13 protein-coding genes and 1 pseudogene are annotated in these 14,839 nt (G+C 60.2%); 13 read left to right on the top strand and 1 reads right to left on the bottom strand.

Going from position 1 to position 14,839, the window contains the following annotated elements; all coding sequences use genetic code 11:
- The first annotated feature begins 323 nt into the window (after positions 1-323).
- The 13 genes from arnB to M5G26_RS05985 all read left to right on the top strand — a co-directional run bounded on the left by arnB (position 324) and on the right by M5G26_RS05985 (position 14,466).
- Entirely contained in the window at positions 324-1,472 is a 1,149-nt protein-coding gene (gene arnB, locus M5G26_RS06045; protein WP_273914692.1) for a UDP-4-amino-4-deoxy-L-arabinose aminotransferase, read from the top strand.
- On the top strand, positions 1,469-2,485 hold the full coding sequence (arnC, locus tag M5G26_RS06040) for an undecaprenyl-phosphate 4-deoxy-4-formamido-L-arabinose transferase (RefSeq protein ID WP_273914691.1): 1,017 nt from the start codon (positions 1,469-1,471) through the stop codon (positions 2,483-2,485). Before arnB ends, arnC begins: the two co-directional genes overlap by 4 nt.
- The gene (arnA, locus tag M5G26_RS06035) at positions 2,482-4,473 is read left to right on the top strand and encodes a bifunctional UDP-4-amino-4-deoxy-L-arabinose formyltransferase/UDP-glucuronic acid oxidase ArnA (RefSeq protein ID WP_273914690.1); all 1,992 of its coding nucleotides are present in this window, start codon (positions 2,482-2,484) and stop codon (positions 4,471-4,473) included. The genes arnC and arnA overlap by 4 nt, the downstream gene beginning before the upstream one ends.
- Positions 4,473-5,357: a 4-deoxy-4-formamido-L-arabinose-phosphoundecaprenol deformylase gene (gene arnD / locus M5G26_RS06030; protein ID WP_007910188.1), complete on the top strand. Its 885-nt coding sequence runs from the start codon at positions 4,473-4,475 to the stop codon at positions 5,355-5,357. Before arnA ends, arnD begins: the two co-directional genes overlap by 1 nt.
- Positions 5,354-7,006, top strand: coding sequence for a lipid IV(A) 4-amino-4-deoxy-L-arabinosyltransferase (gene arnT / locus M5G26_RS06025; protein WP_273914689.1), 1,653 nt, complete (start codon positions 5,354-5,356; stop codon positions 7,004-7,006). The genes arnD and arnT overlap by 4 nt, the downstream gene beginning before the upstream one ends.
- Positions 7,003-7,347 (top strand): 4-amino-4-deoxy-L-arabinose-phosphoundecaprenol flippase subunit ArnE, encoded by a 345-nt coding sequence (gene arnE, locus M5G26_RS06020; protein ID WP_273914688.1) that lies wholly within the window; start codon positions 7,003-7,005, stop codon positions 7,345-7,347. Before arnT ends, arnE begins: the two co-directional genes overlap by 4 nt.
- The gene (arnF, locus tag M5G26_RS06015; protein ID WP_273914687.1) at positions 7,344-7,748 is read left to right on the top strand and encodes a 4-amino-4-deoxy-L-arabinose-phosphoundecaprenol flippase subunit ArnF; all 405 of its coding nucleotides are present in this window, start codon (positions 7,344-7,346) and stop codon (positions 7,746-7,748) included. The genes arnE and arnF overlap by 4 nt, the downstream gene beginning before the upstream one ends.
- Complete coding sequence (locus M5G26_RS06010; RefSeq protein WP_273914686.1) at positions 7,745-9,124, top strand: UDP-glucose dehydrogenase family protein; 1,380 nt, start codon at positions 7,745-7,747, stop codon at positions 9,122-9,124. Before arnF ends, M5G26_RS06010 begins: the two co-directional genes overlap by 4 nt.
- A 113-nt stretch (positions 9,125-9,237) precedes the next feature.
- The gene (locus M5G26_RS06005; RefSeq protein ID WP_273914685.1) at positions 9,238-9,750 is read left to right on the top strand and encodes a GNAT family N-acetyltransferase; all 513 of its coding nucleotides are present in this window, start codon (positions 9,238-9,240) and stop codon (positions 9,748-9,750) included.
- Positions 9,751-9,950: 200 nt separating this feature from the next.
- Positions 9,951-11,129 carry an MFS transporter gene (locus tag M5G26_RS06000; protein WP_273914684.1) on the top strand — a complete coding sequence of 393 codons (1,179 nt, stop codon included), beginning with the start codon at positions 9,951-9,953 and terminating at the stop codon, positions 11,127-11,129.
- Positions 11,130-11,286: 157 nt separating this feature from the next.
- Positions 11,287-11,973, top strand: a complete 687-nt coding sequence (locus tag M5G26_RS05995) for an HPP family protein (protein WP_223026841.1) — start codon at positions 11,287-11,289, stop codon at positions 11,971-11,973.
- Positions 11,974-12,204: 231 nt separating this feature from the next.
- The gene (locus M5G26_RS05990) at positions 12,205-13,311 is read left to right on the top strand and encodes an enoyl-CoA hydratase/isomerase family protein (protein ID WP_150692566.1); all 1,107 of its coding nucleotides are present in this window, start codon (positions 12,205-12,207) and stop codon (positions 13,309-13,311) included.
- A gap of 3 nt (positions 13,312-13,314) precedes the next feature.
- A complete protein-coding gene (locus tag M5G26_RS05985) occupies positions 13,315-14,466 on the top strand; it encodes an acyl-CoA dehydrogenase family protein (protein ID WP_064390160.1) in 1,152 nt (383 codons plus the stop codon).
- 76 nt (positions 14,467-14,542) lie between these two features.
- On the opposite strand, the pseudogene M5G26_RS05980 reads toward M5G26_RS05985, so the two are convergent.
- Positions 14,543-14,839, bottom strand: a pseudogene (locus M5G26_RS05980) (IS481 family transposase); the annotation flags it as partial.

Raw genomic sequence — 14,839 nt, 5'->3', positions numbered from 1 at the left:
CAAAACAACTTAAAAGTGCAAACAAACTTATATAAAGAGCGACTCTTCCGTAAGACTTTTCGACTAAAACAGCCGATGAACGGAAGAAGTCTGAACGGTGGCTGTATGGCTTACAGATAGACGAATCGCCGACCGTTTTTTCATGTTCCTTTGACAAAAACGCGCATAACCTTAGTTACAACAGGTTGCCCCGAAAGGCCTGCAACCCTGCCGGCCGCGGACTGGAAAGTCAATCAGGTATTCCCCGACCGGTAACTCAACCCTTTGAAATTCCGTGTTTTTCAGACAATCGGCTGAAGGATGGCTGTCGCCCCGAGGTTCTTATGAGTCAAGCGTTTATGCCGTTTTCCCGGCCGAGTATCGGCGATGAAGAAATAGCCGCGGTTGAACAAGTATTGCGTTCGGGCTGGATTACTACCGGCCCTAAAAACCAGGCACTGGAAGAACAGTTTGCCGACTATGTCGGCTGCAAGCATGCAGTGGCACTTTCCTCGGCAACCGGTGGTATGCACATCACGTTACTGGCCTTGGGCATCGGCCACGGTGATGAAGTGATTACGCCCTCGCAGACCTGGGTCTCAACCGCCAACATGATCTCGCTGCTCGGTGCCAAACCGGTATTCGTCGACGTTGATCGCGACACCTTGATGACCGACGCCGCGCGCATCGAAGCCGCCATCACCCCACGCACCAAAGCAATCATTCCCGTGCATTACGCCGGCGCCGCGTTCGATCTTGATCCGCTGTACGCGCTGGCCGACAAACACGGCATCGCCGTTATCGAAGACGCCGCCCACGCTGCTGGCACCCGTTACAAGGGTCGCCACGTCGGCTCGCAGGGCACGGCGATTTTCTCCTTCCATGCGATCAAGAACATGACCTGTGCCGAAGGCGCGATGTTCGTCACCGACGACGAAGCCTTGGCCAATCGCGTGCGCATGCTCAAGTTCCACGGTCTGGGCGTTGATGCCTACGATCGCCTGACCGGTGGCCGCAAGCCGCAGGCGCAAGTGATGGAGCCGGGGTTCAAATACAACCTCGCCGACATCAACGCCGCAATTGCCCTGGTGCAACTGCAGCGTCTGGACGCCATCAATGCGCGTCGCACCGAACTGGCCGCCGCCTACCGGCAAAAACTCGAAGGCCTGCCGGTGCAACCACTGGCCGTGCCCGCCTATGCACAAACCCACGCCTGGCACCTGTTCATCCTGCGCATCGACAGCGAGCGCTGCGGCATCGACCGCGAAGCCTTTATGAAAGGTTTGCAGGATCAGGGCATCGGCACCGGCATCCATTTCATCGCCACCCACTTGCACACCTGGTACCGCCAGCGTGATCCCGACCTCTACCTGCCCGACACCGAGTGGAACTCGGCGCGGCTGTGCTCGATTCCGTTGTTTCCCGACATGAGCGATCAAGACCTTGATCGCGTGGTCGGCGCCATCGCCTCCCTAATGGACAAACGCCCGTGAAACCTTATCCGATCCGCTGTGTGTCGATCGTCATACCGGTCTACAACGAACAGGACAGCCTGCCAGAACTGCTGCGCCGCACTGAAGCGGCGTGCCGGATGCTGCGTCACGACTATGAAATCGTCCTCGTCGACGACGGCAGCCGTGACGAGTCCGCGAATATGCTGGAAGAAGCCGCAACCCGTGAGGACAGCCCGTTCGTGGCGGTCATCCTCAACCGCAACTACGGCCAGCACGCAGCAATCATGGCCGGTTTCGAGCAGTGCAAAGGCGATGTGGTGATCACCCTCGACGCCGACCTGCAGAACCCGCCGGAAGAAATCCCCCGGCTGGTTGCTGAAGCGGAAAAGGGTTACGACGTGGTCGGCACCGTGCGCGGCAACCGTCAGGATTCGGCCCTGCGCCGCTACCCGTCGAAGCTGATCAACCTTGCTGTGCAACGCTCGACCGGCGTCGCCATGAGCGACTACGGCTGCATGCTGCGCGCGTACCGCCGCACGATCATCGACGCGATGCTCGCCTGCCGTGAACGCAGCACCTTCATTCCGATTCTGGCCAACAGCTTCGCCCGCCACACCACCGAAATCGTCGTGGCCCACGCCGAACGTGAGCACGGCGATTCGAAGTACAGCCCGATGCGTTTGATCAACCTGATGTTCGACCTGATCACCTGCATGACCACCACGCCGCTGCGTCTGTTGAGCATCGTCGGTTTCGCTATGGCTGGCCTCGGCGTGTTGTTTGCCGCCGCACTGATCTTGTTGCGCCTGGTGTTCGGTGCCGGCTGGGCCGGTGACGGCATGTTCGTGCTGTTCGCGGTGTTGTTCGTGTTCACCGGTGGCCAGTTCATCGGCATGGGCCTGCTCGGCGAATACCTGGGGCGCATGTACAGCGACGTGCGCGCCCGCCCGCGTTTCTTCGTTGAAAAAGTCTTGCGCGGCCAACCCGCCATGCCGCCGCGCGCCATCACCGTCGACGGTCTCTCCTCCTCCAATGATCAGGTTCTCTCATGAGCGCAAAAACGGTTGTCTTCGCTTATCACGATATCGGCTGCGCCGGCATTCAAACTCTGCTCGACAGCGGCTATGAGATTGCGGCGGTATTCACTCACGCCGATGATCCGAAAGAGAACGCGTTCTACGGATCGGTAGCGCAACTGTGCGCCGCCAAGGGCATCCCGGTGCACGCCCCGGAAGACGTCAATCACCCACTGTGGATCGAGCGGATTGCCAAGCTCAATCCGGACTACCTGTTCTCCTTCTACTATCGCCACCTGCTGAGCGAATCGTTGCTGGCCACCGCGAAAAAGGGCGCGTTCAATCTGCACGGTTCATTGCTGCCGAACTACCGTGGCCGCGCGCCGGCGAATTGGGTGCTGGTCAACGGTGAGACTGAAACCGGCGTGACCCTGCACCGCATGGTCAAACGTGCCGATGCCGGCGCCATCGTTGCCCAGCAGCGCGTGGCCATAGAGCGCAGCGACACCGCGCTGAGCCTGCACGGCAAATTGCGCGTGGCAGCCGTTGACCTGCTGCGCGACACCTTGCCAGCGATGCTGCAAGGCAAGATCAGCGAAACCGCGCAGGACGAATCGAAAGCTACGGTATTCGGTCGTCGCACCCCCGCGGACGGCAAACTGCTCTGGGCGAAACCTGCCGAGCAACTGTTCAATCTGGTGCGCGCCGTGACCCAACCGTATCCGGGCGCTTTCTGCGCGGTCGGTGAGCACAAACTCATCGTCTGGAGCGCCGAAGTCGTACAAGGCAACGACGGCCAGGCGCCGGGCCGGGTGATCAGCGTTGATCCGCTGCGCATTGCTTGTGGTGAAGATTCGCTGGTGATCCTCTCCGGCCAACGCAACGACAACGGCCTGTTCCTCAGTGGCCCGCAACTGGCCAACGAACTCGGTCTGGTCGACGGCTCGCTGTTGCGCGGAGCTGAATCCGGCCGCGCACCGCGTCGCACTCGCGTGCTGATCCTTGGCGTCAACGGCTTTATCGGCAATCACTTGTCCGAGCGCCTGCTGCGCGATGACCGCTATGAAGTCTACGGCCTGGACATCGGTTCCGACGCCATCGACCGTCTGCGCAGCCATCCGCACTTCCACTACGTCGAAGGCGACATCAGCATTCACTCCGAGTGGATCGAGTACCACATCAAGAAGTGCGACGTGGTCCTGCCGCTGGTGGCCATCGCCACGCCGATCGAATACACCCGCAACCCGCTGCGCGTGTTCGAACTCGACTTCGAAGAAAACCTGAAACTGGTGCGCTACTGCGTCAAGTACAACAAGCGCGTGATCTTCCCGTCGACCTCGGAAGTCTATGGCATGTGCCAGGACAAGCACTTCGACGAAGACACCTCCAACCTGGTGGTCGGCCCGATCAACAAGCAGCGCTGGATCTACTCGGTGTCCAAACAACTGCTGGATCGGGTGATCTGGGCCTACGGCGCCAAGGGTCTGAATTTCACCCTGTTCCGCCCGTTCAACTGGATGGGCCCGCGTCTCGACCGCCTGGATTCGGCACGCATCGGCAGCTCCCGCGCCATCACTCAGTTGATCCTCAATCTGGTTGAAGGCACGCCAATTCGCCTGTTCGACGGCGGCGAGCAGAAACGCTGCTTCACCGATATTGCTGACGGCGTCGAGGCACTGGCGCGGATCATCGATAACGACAACGACGTCTGCAACGGCCAGATCATCAACATCGGTAACCCGGACAACGAAGCCAGCATCCGTCAGTTGGGCGAAGAGCTGCTGCGTCAGTTCGAAGCGCATCCGCTGCGTGACAACTTCCCGCCGTTCGCCGGTTTCCGCGACGTCGAGAGCAAGGCGTTCTACGGCGCCGGTTACCAGGACGTCGAACACCGCAAGCCCAGCATCGCCAACGCCAAGCGTCTGCTCGACTGGACGCCGACCGTGGAAATGCGCGAGACCATCGGCAATACGCTGGATTTCTTCTTGCGTGAAGCCATGCTCGAACAAGCGGACAAGCGTTGATGCAGGCCGGTCTACGCATCGACGTCGACACCTTTCGCGGCACCCGTGAAGGTGTGCCGCGCTTGCTGGAAATGCTCGACGAGGCGCAGATCAAGGCGACGTTTTTCTTCAGTGTCGGCCCCGACAACATGGGCCGGCATCTGTGGCGTCTGATCCGCCCGCAGTTCCTCTGGAAAATGCTCCGCTCCAATGCCGCCGGCCTGTATGGCTGGGACATTCTACTGGCCGGCACCGCGTGGCCGGGCAAACCGATTGGCCGTGACCTCGGGCACCTGATGCGTCAGGCCCGCGATGCCGGTCATGAAGTCGGTCTGCATGCCTGGGATCACCACGGCTGGCAGGCCAACGCCGGGCGCTGGAGCAATGCGCAACTGATCGAGCAGATCCGTCAGGGCGTCGACACCTTGAGCGACATTCTCGGCGAAAAAGTCGAGTGTTCGGCCGCCGCCGGTTGGCGTGCGGATGAACGCGTGATCGAAGCCAAGCAAGCCTTCGGCTTTCGCTACAACAGCGATTGCCGTGGGCAACGCCTGTTTCGCCCGTTGCTGGCCGACGGTACGCCGGGTACTCCACAGATTCCCGTGGACCTGCCGACCTTCGACGAAATCGTTGGCCCCATCGTCGCAGCGCGCGACTTCAACAGTTTCATTCTCGATCACTTCCGCCCGCAACAGCTCAACGTCTACACCATTCATGCCGAAGTGGAAGGGATTCTGATGGCTGAGGATTTTCGTCAATTGCTGGCCGCTGCACGTCAGCGCAACATCGCGTTCAAAGCGCTGGGCGATTTGTTGCCCGAGTTCTTCAACACCTTGCCCGTGGGCCGTGTGCAACGCGGCGCCCTCGACGGCCGTGAAGGCTGGCTGGGAGTGCAAGGCGCATGACTAAAAGCTGGACTCTGCCACTGTTGTTGCTGGTCATTTGCTTGCTGGCCTATCTGCTGCCGCTGAGCACGCATGGTTTGTGGATTCCCGACGAAACCCGTTACGCGCAGATCAGTCAGGACATGCTGCTGAGCGGCAACTGGGTGTCGCCGCACTTCATGAGCCTGCGCTATTTCGAGAAGCCGATTGCCGGTTACTGGATGATCGCGCTGGGGCAGGAATTGTTTGGGCAGAACCTGTTCGGCGTGCGCTTTGTGTCGGCGCTGAGCATCGGCCTGAGCGTGCTGCTGTGCTATCTGCTCGCCCGGCGTTTGTGGAACGAACCGCGCAAAAGCTTCGTCTGCGCCCTGCTCTACATGAGTTTCACCATCGTCGCCGGTCAGGCCGGTTACGCCAACCTCGATCCGCAGTTCACTTTTTGGGTCAACCTGAGTCTGCTGGCGCTGTGGTTTGCCCTCGACAGCCACACCAGCGGCAAGCGCATGGCGGCCTGGGCACTATTGGGCCTGGCCTGCGGCATGGGTTTCATGACCAAGGGATTCCTCGCCTGGCTACTGCCGGTGTTGATCGCCCTGCCATGGATGCTCTGGCAAAAACGCTGGCGTGAACTGCTGATGTTCGGCCCGGTGGCGATTGCCGTGGCGATCCTCGTCAGCCTGCCGTGGGTGCTTTCGGTGCATGCACAGGAGCCGGACTACTGGCGGTTCTTCTTCTGGCACGAACATATTCGTCGCTTTGCCGGTGATGACGCGCAACACGATGCGCCGTGGTGGTTCTATCTGCCGCTGCTGGTGGCGTTCAGTTTACCGTGGGCGGGATTGCTACCGACGGCGTTCAAGCAAGCCTGGCAAAGCCGCGCTCAGCCCAACGTCGTGTTTTTGCTGCTGTGGCTGCTGATGCCGCTGCTGTTTTTCAGCCTGAGCAACGGCAAATTGCCGACCTACATCCTGCCGTGCCTGCTGCCGATGGCGTTGCTGCTCGGTCATGCGCTGGCCGATCGTTTGCGTCTGGAGCAAGGTCGGGCGCTGAGCATCAACGGTGTGCTGAATCTGTTGCTGGGCGTCGTCACGCTGATCGCGCTGGTCTATCTGCAACTGACCAAACCGGTCTACGACCACGAACTGCACAGCATGGTGCTGGTGTTTATCGCGCTGATCGGCTGGATCATCGCCAACCTGCTGCAAGCCTTTCTGCCGCTGCAATGCTGGGCCGCGCCGGCGCTGGGCAGCCTGTTGCTGATCGCGGTGTTGCCGGCGGCGCTTCCGAAGTCGGTGGTCGCCAACAAGATGCCGGATCAGTTCATCAAGCATCACGTCAGCGAACTGGCGCAGACCGATCACCTGCTGAGCAACGATCTGGGTGCCGCTTCGGCGTTGGCCTGGCGCCTGAAAACCCCGCAAGTGGCGTTGTACAACACGATAGGCGAATTGAAATATGGCCTTGCCTATCCTGACGGCATCCAACAGCGGGTCGATCCCGAACACGTACAACAGTGGATGCGCGAGGTGCGCCGCAGCGGTTCAGTCGGCGTGGTGATGCGCGTCAAGGGGCAGGACGAACTGGACGAAATCGATAGATTGCCAAAGGACGGCGTCCGTTATGAGCAGGGCAACCTGGTGATCATGATCCTGCCCAGGGAGGCGTCATGAGCCTGTTGCTGCTGTTGGCTGCGTGCCTGCTGACCTGTCTCGGCCAGATCGCGCAGAAATACGCCGTGGAGAGCTGGCGCGGCGTCGACTCGGGCTGGGCCGACAAACTGCGGACGCCTTGGTTGTGGCTGGCCCTGCTCGCCCTCGGCGCGGGTCTGTTGGTCTGGCTGTTGGTGTTGCAGCGTTTGGAGGTCGGCATCGCCTACCCGATGCTCAGCCTCAACTTCGTGCTGATCACCCTGATCGCGCGCTTCGTCTTTCGTGAGCCCATCGACCGCCAGCATTGGCTTGGCGTGGCATTGGTCATCGGCGGCGTGGTTTTGCTGGGGCAACCGTCATGAATCAACGTCGCGGCATCACGTTCGCGCTGAGCAGCGTGCTCCTCGTCAGCGCTGCGCAACTGGGCATGCGCTGGAGCATGACCCGCCTGCCCACACCGGAACAATGGCTGCACATCGACAGCCTCGATTGGCGCGCGCTGGCCGTGGTCGTCGCGGCGATTTTCGCCTACGCCCTCTCGATGCTCTGCTGGCTCGCGGCTCTGCGCGACCTGCCGCTGGGTCGGGCTTACTCACTGCTGAGCATCAGCTATGCGCTGGTGTACCTGCTGGCGGCCAGTCTGCCGCTGTTCAACGAATCCTTCAGTTTCACTAAATCACTGGGCGTGGCGCTGGTCATGCTCGGGGTCATCACCATCAACACTCGTCCGGCTCGTGCGCCCGAATTCAGGAGTGCTCCATGAAAATCACAGTATTTGGCAGCGGTTACGTCGGTCTGGTGCAAGCGGCTGTGTTGGCCGAGGTCGGCCATGATGTCGTGTGCATGGACGTCGACCAGAAGAAGGTCGACCTGTTGCGCCAGGGTCACGTGAGCATTTTCGAACCGGGGCTGGCCAGCCTGGTACGTGAAGGTCTGGATTCGAAACGCCTGCAATTCACCACCGATGAAAAGCTCGCTGTGCAGCACGCTCGGGTGGCGTTTATTGCCGTGGGTACGCCGTCGCGAGAGGACGGCTCGGCGGATCTGCGTTACGTGCTGTCGGTCGGCGATGCGATTGCCCGGCATCGTGAGCAGCCGTTGATCATCGTCGAGAAATCCACGGTGCCGGTGGGCACGGGCGACACCCTGCGCACGCACATCGAAAAAGCCTTGATCAAGGTTGGCCGCCTGCTGCAATTCGATATCGTCTCCAATCCAGAATTTCTCAAGGAAGGCTCGGCGGTTGCCGACTGCCGCCGTCCGGACCGTATCGTTATCGGTTGCGACGGCGATGACGTGCGCGACGTGATGCGCGATCTGTACTCGCCGTTCAACCGCAACCACGACCGCATCATGTTCATGGACCTGCGCAGCGCCGAGCTGACCAAATACGCCGCCAACTGCATGCTGGCGACCAAGATCAGCTTCATCAACCAGATCGCCGAACTCGCCGAACACCTGGGCGCCGACATCGAATCGGTGCGTCAGGGCATCGGTGCCGACACGCGCATCGGTTACCACTTCATCTACCCCGGCTGCGGTTATGGCGGCTCGTGCTTCCCCAAAGACATGCGCGCGCTGATCCACAGTGCCGAAGAAGCGCACTGCTCCAGCGACTTGCTGCAAGCGGTCGAGGCGATCAACCAACGGCAGAAACACAAGCTGTTCGAGCGTATCAACGCCTTCTATCGCGGCGATCTGCGTGGCAAGACCTTCGCCCTGTGGGGCCTGGCGTTCAAACCCAACACTGATGACATGCGCGATGCGCCTAGCCGGGTGTTGCTGGAGGAGTTGTGGGCGGCCGGTGCCAGCGTGCGCGCGTTCGACCCGGAAGCCATGCAGGAAACCCAGAACCTCTACCCGGACGAGTCGAAGCTGATGCTGATGGGCACGCCGGAATCGGTGTTGCCCGGCGCCGATGCGCTGATCATCTGCACCGAATGGCAGCAGTTCAAAGCCCCGGATTTCGATTTGATCAAACAGCGCCTCAACACCCCGGTGATTTTCGACGGCCGCAACCTGTACGACGCCGAGCGCCTGGCACGCAATGGCTTCCAGTACTTCCCGATGGGCCGTGGCGAATCGCGCAAGTTGCCGATCCCGCTGCAACAGTGGCCGAATGCGTCCGACGTCGCTTGATGACGCCATCACTCTGTACACCGCCCCCTTGTAGGAGCTGCCGAAGGCTGCGATCTTTTGATCTTGTTTCTTGAAATCCAGATCAAAAGATCGCAACCGGCGGCAGCTCCTACATGAACATGATCATTCGCCCCGCAAGGCCCGCTGACGCGGCAGCCCTCCCTGCCATCGAACGCTCGGCTGCCGCGTTGTTTCGTCTTGACCCGCAACTGGCCTGGCTGGCGGATGCCGAAGTGGCGGAGGTTGCACAACATCTGCGGGCTATCGAGGAGGCGCATGTGTGGGTCGCCGAAACTACCGAACTGGCGGGTTTTCTTCGCGCGGTCGAAATCGACGAGCACTTGCACATTGAAGAGCTGTCCGTCAGTCAGGCCTTTCAGGGGCAAGGCATCGGTCGACGGTTGGTTTCGGCGGCGATTGAAAACGCACGCGCGTTGCGGTTGAAAGCAGTGACATTGACCACGTTTCGCGACCTGCCGTGGAACGCGCCGTTCTATCAGCGCATGGGGTTTATCGAGTTGATTCCTTCAAAAACTGATCACCATTTACGCGAAGCACTGCAAGCCGAAATCACCCACGGCTTTCCCCCGGAACGTCGCTGTGCCATGCGCCTGCTCCTGATTTGAAAGCAACGGAAATCCCCTGTGGGAGCGAGCCTGCTCGCGAATGCGTTGTGTCAGATACATCAATATTGACTGACACTGCGCCTTCGCGAGCAGGCTCGCTCCCACAGGAAATGGTGTTATGGCGGCTTGACCGGTGCTGACTGGCCGGTGAGGATGACGCACGCCCGCTAGGCATTCTCAAATAAGGACATTGACCCTTCGTGGCCACCTACTCGCGCCTCATCCGCCGGTTGATGATCAGCTCACTGACCGTCGTTATCAGCCGCGCCCTGATCAGCCCGCTGCTGACCCTGTACCTCAGCAACAAGCTCGGCCTCAACCCGCAAGACGTCGGTCTGCTGTTGGGCATCGCGGTGTTCAGCGCCACGTTGTTGTCGCTGTACGGTGGTTACATCATCGATCGGCTGGACAAGCGCCAGTTGCTGATCCTGACCATGCTCTCCAGCGGCATCGGTCTGATCCTGCTGACCTTCGCGCAGAATCTGTACCTGGTCACCCTGGTGCTGATCATCAGCGAAACGGCGTCGGCGCTGTTCCTCATCTGCTCCAAAGCCATCCTCAGTGAAAACCTGCCGGTGGGCCAGCGGGTCAAGGCGTTTTCCCTGAACTACACGCTGACCAACATCGGTTACGCCGTCGGCCCGATGATCGGCGTGGTGATTGCCGGCGTTCAGCCGTCAGCGCCGTTTATCGTCGCGGGGGCGATTGCCATCGGCAGCATCTTTCTGCTGTTCGGTGCCGTGCGCGAAGTGAATCCGGTCGCTGCGGTCGCTCAGCCACAAAGCTTTCTGAAGACCCTGATCATTCTGAAAAACGATCGCACGATGATCCTGTTCACCCTGGGCTGTCTGCTCAGCACATTGGTGCACGGGCGTTTCACCCTGTACCTGTCGCAATACCTGCTGGTGACCCACACCCAGCAACAGACGCTGGACACCATGGCCGCCCTACTCGCCTGTAACGCGATCACGGTGATTGTGTTGCAGTACCAGATCGGCCGATTACTCACCCGCGAGCACCTGCGCCACTGGATAGCCGGCGGCACCGCGTTGTTCATCGTCGGGCTGATCGGCTTCAGTCTGGCTGACAGCCTGGTCGGCTGGTGCGTGGCGATGTTCATCTTCACCTTGGGTGAGATGATCATTTACCCGGCTGACTTTCTGTTTGTCGACACCCTTGCGCCTGAAGAACTGCGCGGTAGCTATTACGGCGCGCAGAACCTTGCGGCCCTGGGCGGCGCGGCCAGTCCGGTGATGTGCGGGTTTCTGCTGATGCACACGCCGGCGCCGAGCATGTTCTACGCCTTGAGCGCACTGGCGGCGGTGGGCGGCTACTTGTGCTTCGTCAGTGGCCGTCGAGCTGCTTCAATTCAAAATTAATGCACTAAATCTTCATTAATATGAATTTGTCAGCATCGAGTTTGAACGGCACACTGTGCACGTTCCTCCCCCAATGTTGGAACACTTCGAGGGCTTTCCGGATATGCCGGACAAGTCCTTTTTTTTGCCTCGAATTTGCTGCAAGGATCGGATTCACATGCTCGCTCGCTGGTTGCCCGCCGCCATTAACACCCGCCCGACCGAATGGAGCCGCGCCGCCATCGGCATGGCGCTGGGCACATTGTTCAGTGTGTGGTTGTGCGCGCAGGTGTTCGGTCATGACGTCGCCTATCATCTGATCGGTCCGCTGGGCGCTTCGGCCGTGTTGCTGTTTGCCGTGTCATCCGGCGCCCTCGCCCAGCCATGGTCGATTCTCGGTGGTTATTTGTGTGCCGGCGTCGTCGCGTTGCTGGTGGCCCATGTGCTTGGGCGCACGCTCGGCAGCGCCTGCCTGGCGGCGGGTATGGCGCTGATTCTGATGTGCTGGCTGCGCTGCCTGCATCCGCCGGCCGGGGCGTTGGCACTGACGCTGGTGCTGGCCGATCCGGCGACCATCGCCATGGACTGGAAAGCCATGGAACCGGTGATGCTCGGCGCGGCGTGCATGCTGCTCAGTGCCTTGGCCTACAACAACCTGACGCGCATTCGTTATCCGAAACGTCCGGCTGAACCGGCGCCGATCGTTGCCCCCGTCGACAGTCAGGCCATCACCGCCGAAGACCTCAAACTCGCCTTGGCCGATATGGAAGCCTTCATCGACATCACCCCCGAGGATCTCGAACAACTGATCCACGCCAGCGAACTGCACGCCAAACGTCGCAGCATTACCCAAACCTTCCGCTGACCCCCTGTAGGAGCTGCCGCAGGCTGCGATCTTTTGATCTTGCTTTTTAACGGTCAACAGATCGCAGCCTTCGGCAGCTCCTACATGAGCGCGCACATTTTCGACCAAGGTAAAAACGCAAACTCCGCCTGCGAATATCCCCGTTGTACACGACAAATTTGCACTGTTACGATCCGGTAACGCTCGCGCGCGAGCTTCTCGAATAAAGACAATAAAAGCAGGGAGTTACTGATGACAGCTCAGGCTTCATCCCAGCGGACACCGTCCATGGATGCCACGCAACACGAAGTGCTGGCCGACGTTCGCAACCACATCGGTCACCTGACCCTCAATCGCCCCGCCGGTCTCAACGCCATTACCCTCGACATGGTGCGTTTGCTGCAACAGCAGCTCGATGCCTGGGCGACTGACGCCAATGTTCACGCCGTGGTCCTGCGCGGTGCCGGTGAAAAAGCCTTCTGTGCCGGGGGTGACATTCGTTCGCTATACGACAGTTTCAAAAGCGGCGACACGCTGCACGAAGATTTCTTTGTCGAGGAATACGCCCTCGACCTGACGATTCATCACTACCGCAAACCGGTGCTCGCATTGATGGACGGTTTCGTCCTCGGCGGCGGCATGGGTCTGGTGCAAGGCGCGGATTTGCGCGTGGTCACCGAGAAGAGCCGTTTGGCGATGCCGGAAGTGGCCATCGGGTATTTCCCGGATGTCGGTGGCAGCTATTTCCTGCCACGCATTCCCGGAGAGCTGGGCATATATCTGGGCGTCAGCGGCGTGCAGATTCGTGCGGCGGATGCGCTGTATTGCGGCCTCGCCGACTGGTACCTGGACAGCAGCAAACTGGCGCTGCTTGACGAAAAACTCGATCAGATGGAATGGCAGGACACGCCGCTCAAGGCGCTGCAAAACCTGCTGGCCAAACACGCCGTGCAAACCCTGCCCGATGCGCCGCTCGAAGCCTTGCGCCCGGCCATCGATCATTTTTTTGCCCTGCCGGATGTGCCGAGCATGGTCGAGCAACTGCGCACGGTGACCGTCGCCGACAGCCACGAATGGGCTACTGCCACGGCCAATCTGCTGGAAACCCGCTCGCCGCTGGCCATGGCCGTGACCCTCGAAATGCTTCGTCGCGGCCGCCACCTGAGCCTGGAAAACTGCTTCGCACTTGAGCTGCATCTGGATCGCCAGTGGTTCGCCCGCGGCGACCTGATCGAAGGCGTACGCGCCCTGCTGATCGATAAAGACAAGACACCTCGCTGGAACCCGCCGACCCTCGCTGCACTGGATGCTGCGCATGTCGCGAGTTTCTTCCACGGTTTTCCTGAGAGCGGGAGCTGAGCCATGCACGATCTCGAACTGACTGAAGAACAAGTGATGATCCGCGACATGGCCCGGGACTTTGCCCGTGGCGAAATCGCGCCCCACGCGCAGGCCTGGGAAAAGGCTGGCTGGATCGACGACGCGCTCGTCGCGAAGATGGGTGAGCTGGGGCTGTTAGGCATGGTAGTGCCTGAGGAATGGGGCGGCACTTACGTCGATTACGTCGCCTACGCCTTGGCCGTGGAAGAGATTTCCGCCGGTGACGGCGCGACGGGCGCATTCATGAGCATTCACAACTCGGTCGGCTGCGGCCCGGTGCTCAACTACGGCAGCGAAGCGCAGAAACAGACCTGGCTGGCGGATCTGGCCAGCGGGAAAACCATTGGCTGCTTCTGCCTGACCGAACCGCAGGCCGGTTCCGAAGCGCACAACCTGCGCACCCGTGCCGAACTGCGTGACGGCCAATGGGTGATCAACGGCGCCAAGCAATTTGTCAGCAACGGCAAACGGGCGAAGCTGGCGATCGTCTTTGCCGTGACGGATCCGGATCTGGGCAAGAAAGGCATTTCGGCGTTTCTGGTACCGACCGATACCGCCGGTTTTATCGTTGATCGTACTGAGCACAAAATGGGTATCCGTGCTTCAGACACCTGCGCGGTGACGCTGAACAACTGCAGCATTCCCGAGGCCAATCTGCTCGGCGAGCGCGGCAAAGGCCTGGCGATTGCACTGTCCAACCTTGAAGGCGGACGCATCGGCATTGCCGCGCAAGCACTGGGCATCGCCCGTGCGGCGTTTGAAGCGGCGCTGGTGTATTCGCGTGATCGTATCCAGTTCGGCAAACCGATCAACGAACACCAGAGCATCGCCAACCTGCTGGCTGACATGCACATGCAGATCAATGCGGCGCGACTGATGATCCTGCATGCGGCGCGGCTGCGTACGGCGGGCAAACCGTGTTTGTCCGAAGCGTCACAGGCCAAGTTGTTTGCATCGGAGATGGCCGAGAAGGTCTGCTCGTCGGCGATTCAGATTCATGGCGGGTATGGGTATCTGGAAGATTATCCAGTCGAGAAGTATTACCGCGATGCGCGGATTACCCAGATCTATGAAGGCTCGAGCGAGATTCAGCGGATGGTGATTGCGCGGGAGTTGAAGAACTATCAGTTGTGATGGTGTTGGCCCCTTTCCCTCACTGTAGAGACCGGTACATCCTTTACAAATTAGACCGGGGACATCGTTTACACCTTTACAGGCTTGAAACGCGTTTGGCGCCGTTTTCAAGCCTGCCTAAACAGTGGCTGCAAAGGTACAGTTCCCAAGCGTCATCAGCCACTTCCTTCAGCGCGATGTCCTCTCCAATCAGAGCCTCTCCTAGAAAAATCAGCTGTCCTTTCCATTTAATTTCCCCATTTGACCGAACCTTGCGCACTTCAACATCGGAACCGTATTCAAGCGCAGGCAAGTAACCGGGATAAGCGCGTGTCGACGGGCTATAGACAGATGCCGGCGGTTTCATGCCCAGCGCGGTGTGCGGTCGGTGGTG

It is taken from the genome of Pseudomonas sp. TNT2022 ID642 (assembly GCF_028656995.1).
Taxonomy (GTDB): Bacteria; Pseudomonadota; Gammaproteobacteria; order Pseudomonadales; family Pseudomonadaceae; genus Aquipseudomonas.
The sequence above is the reverse complement of the archived record's forward strand: the minus strand, read 5'-3'. Positions and strand labels throughout refer to the sequence as shown.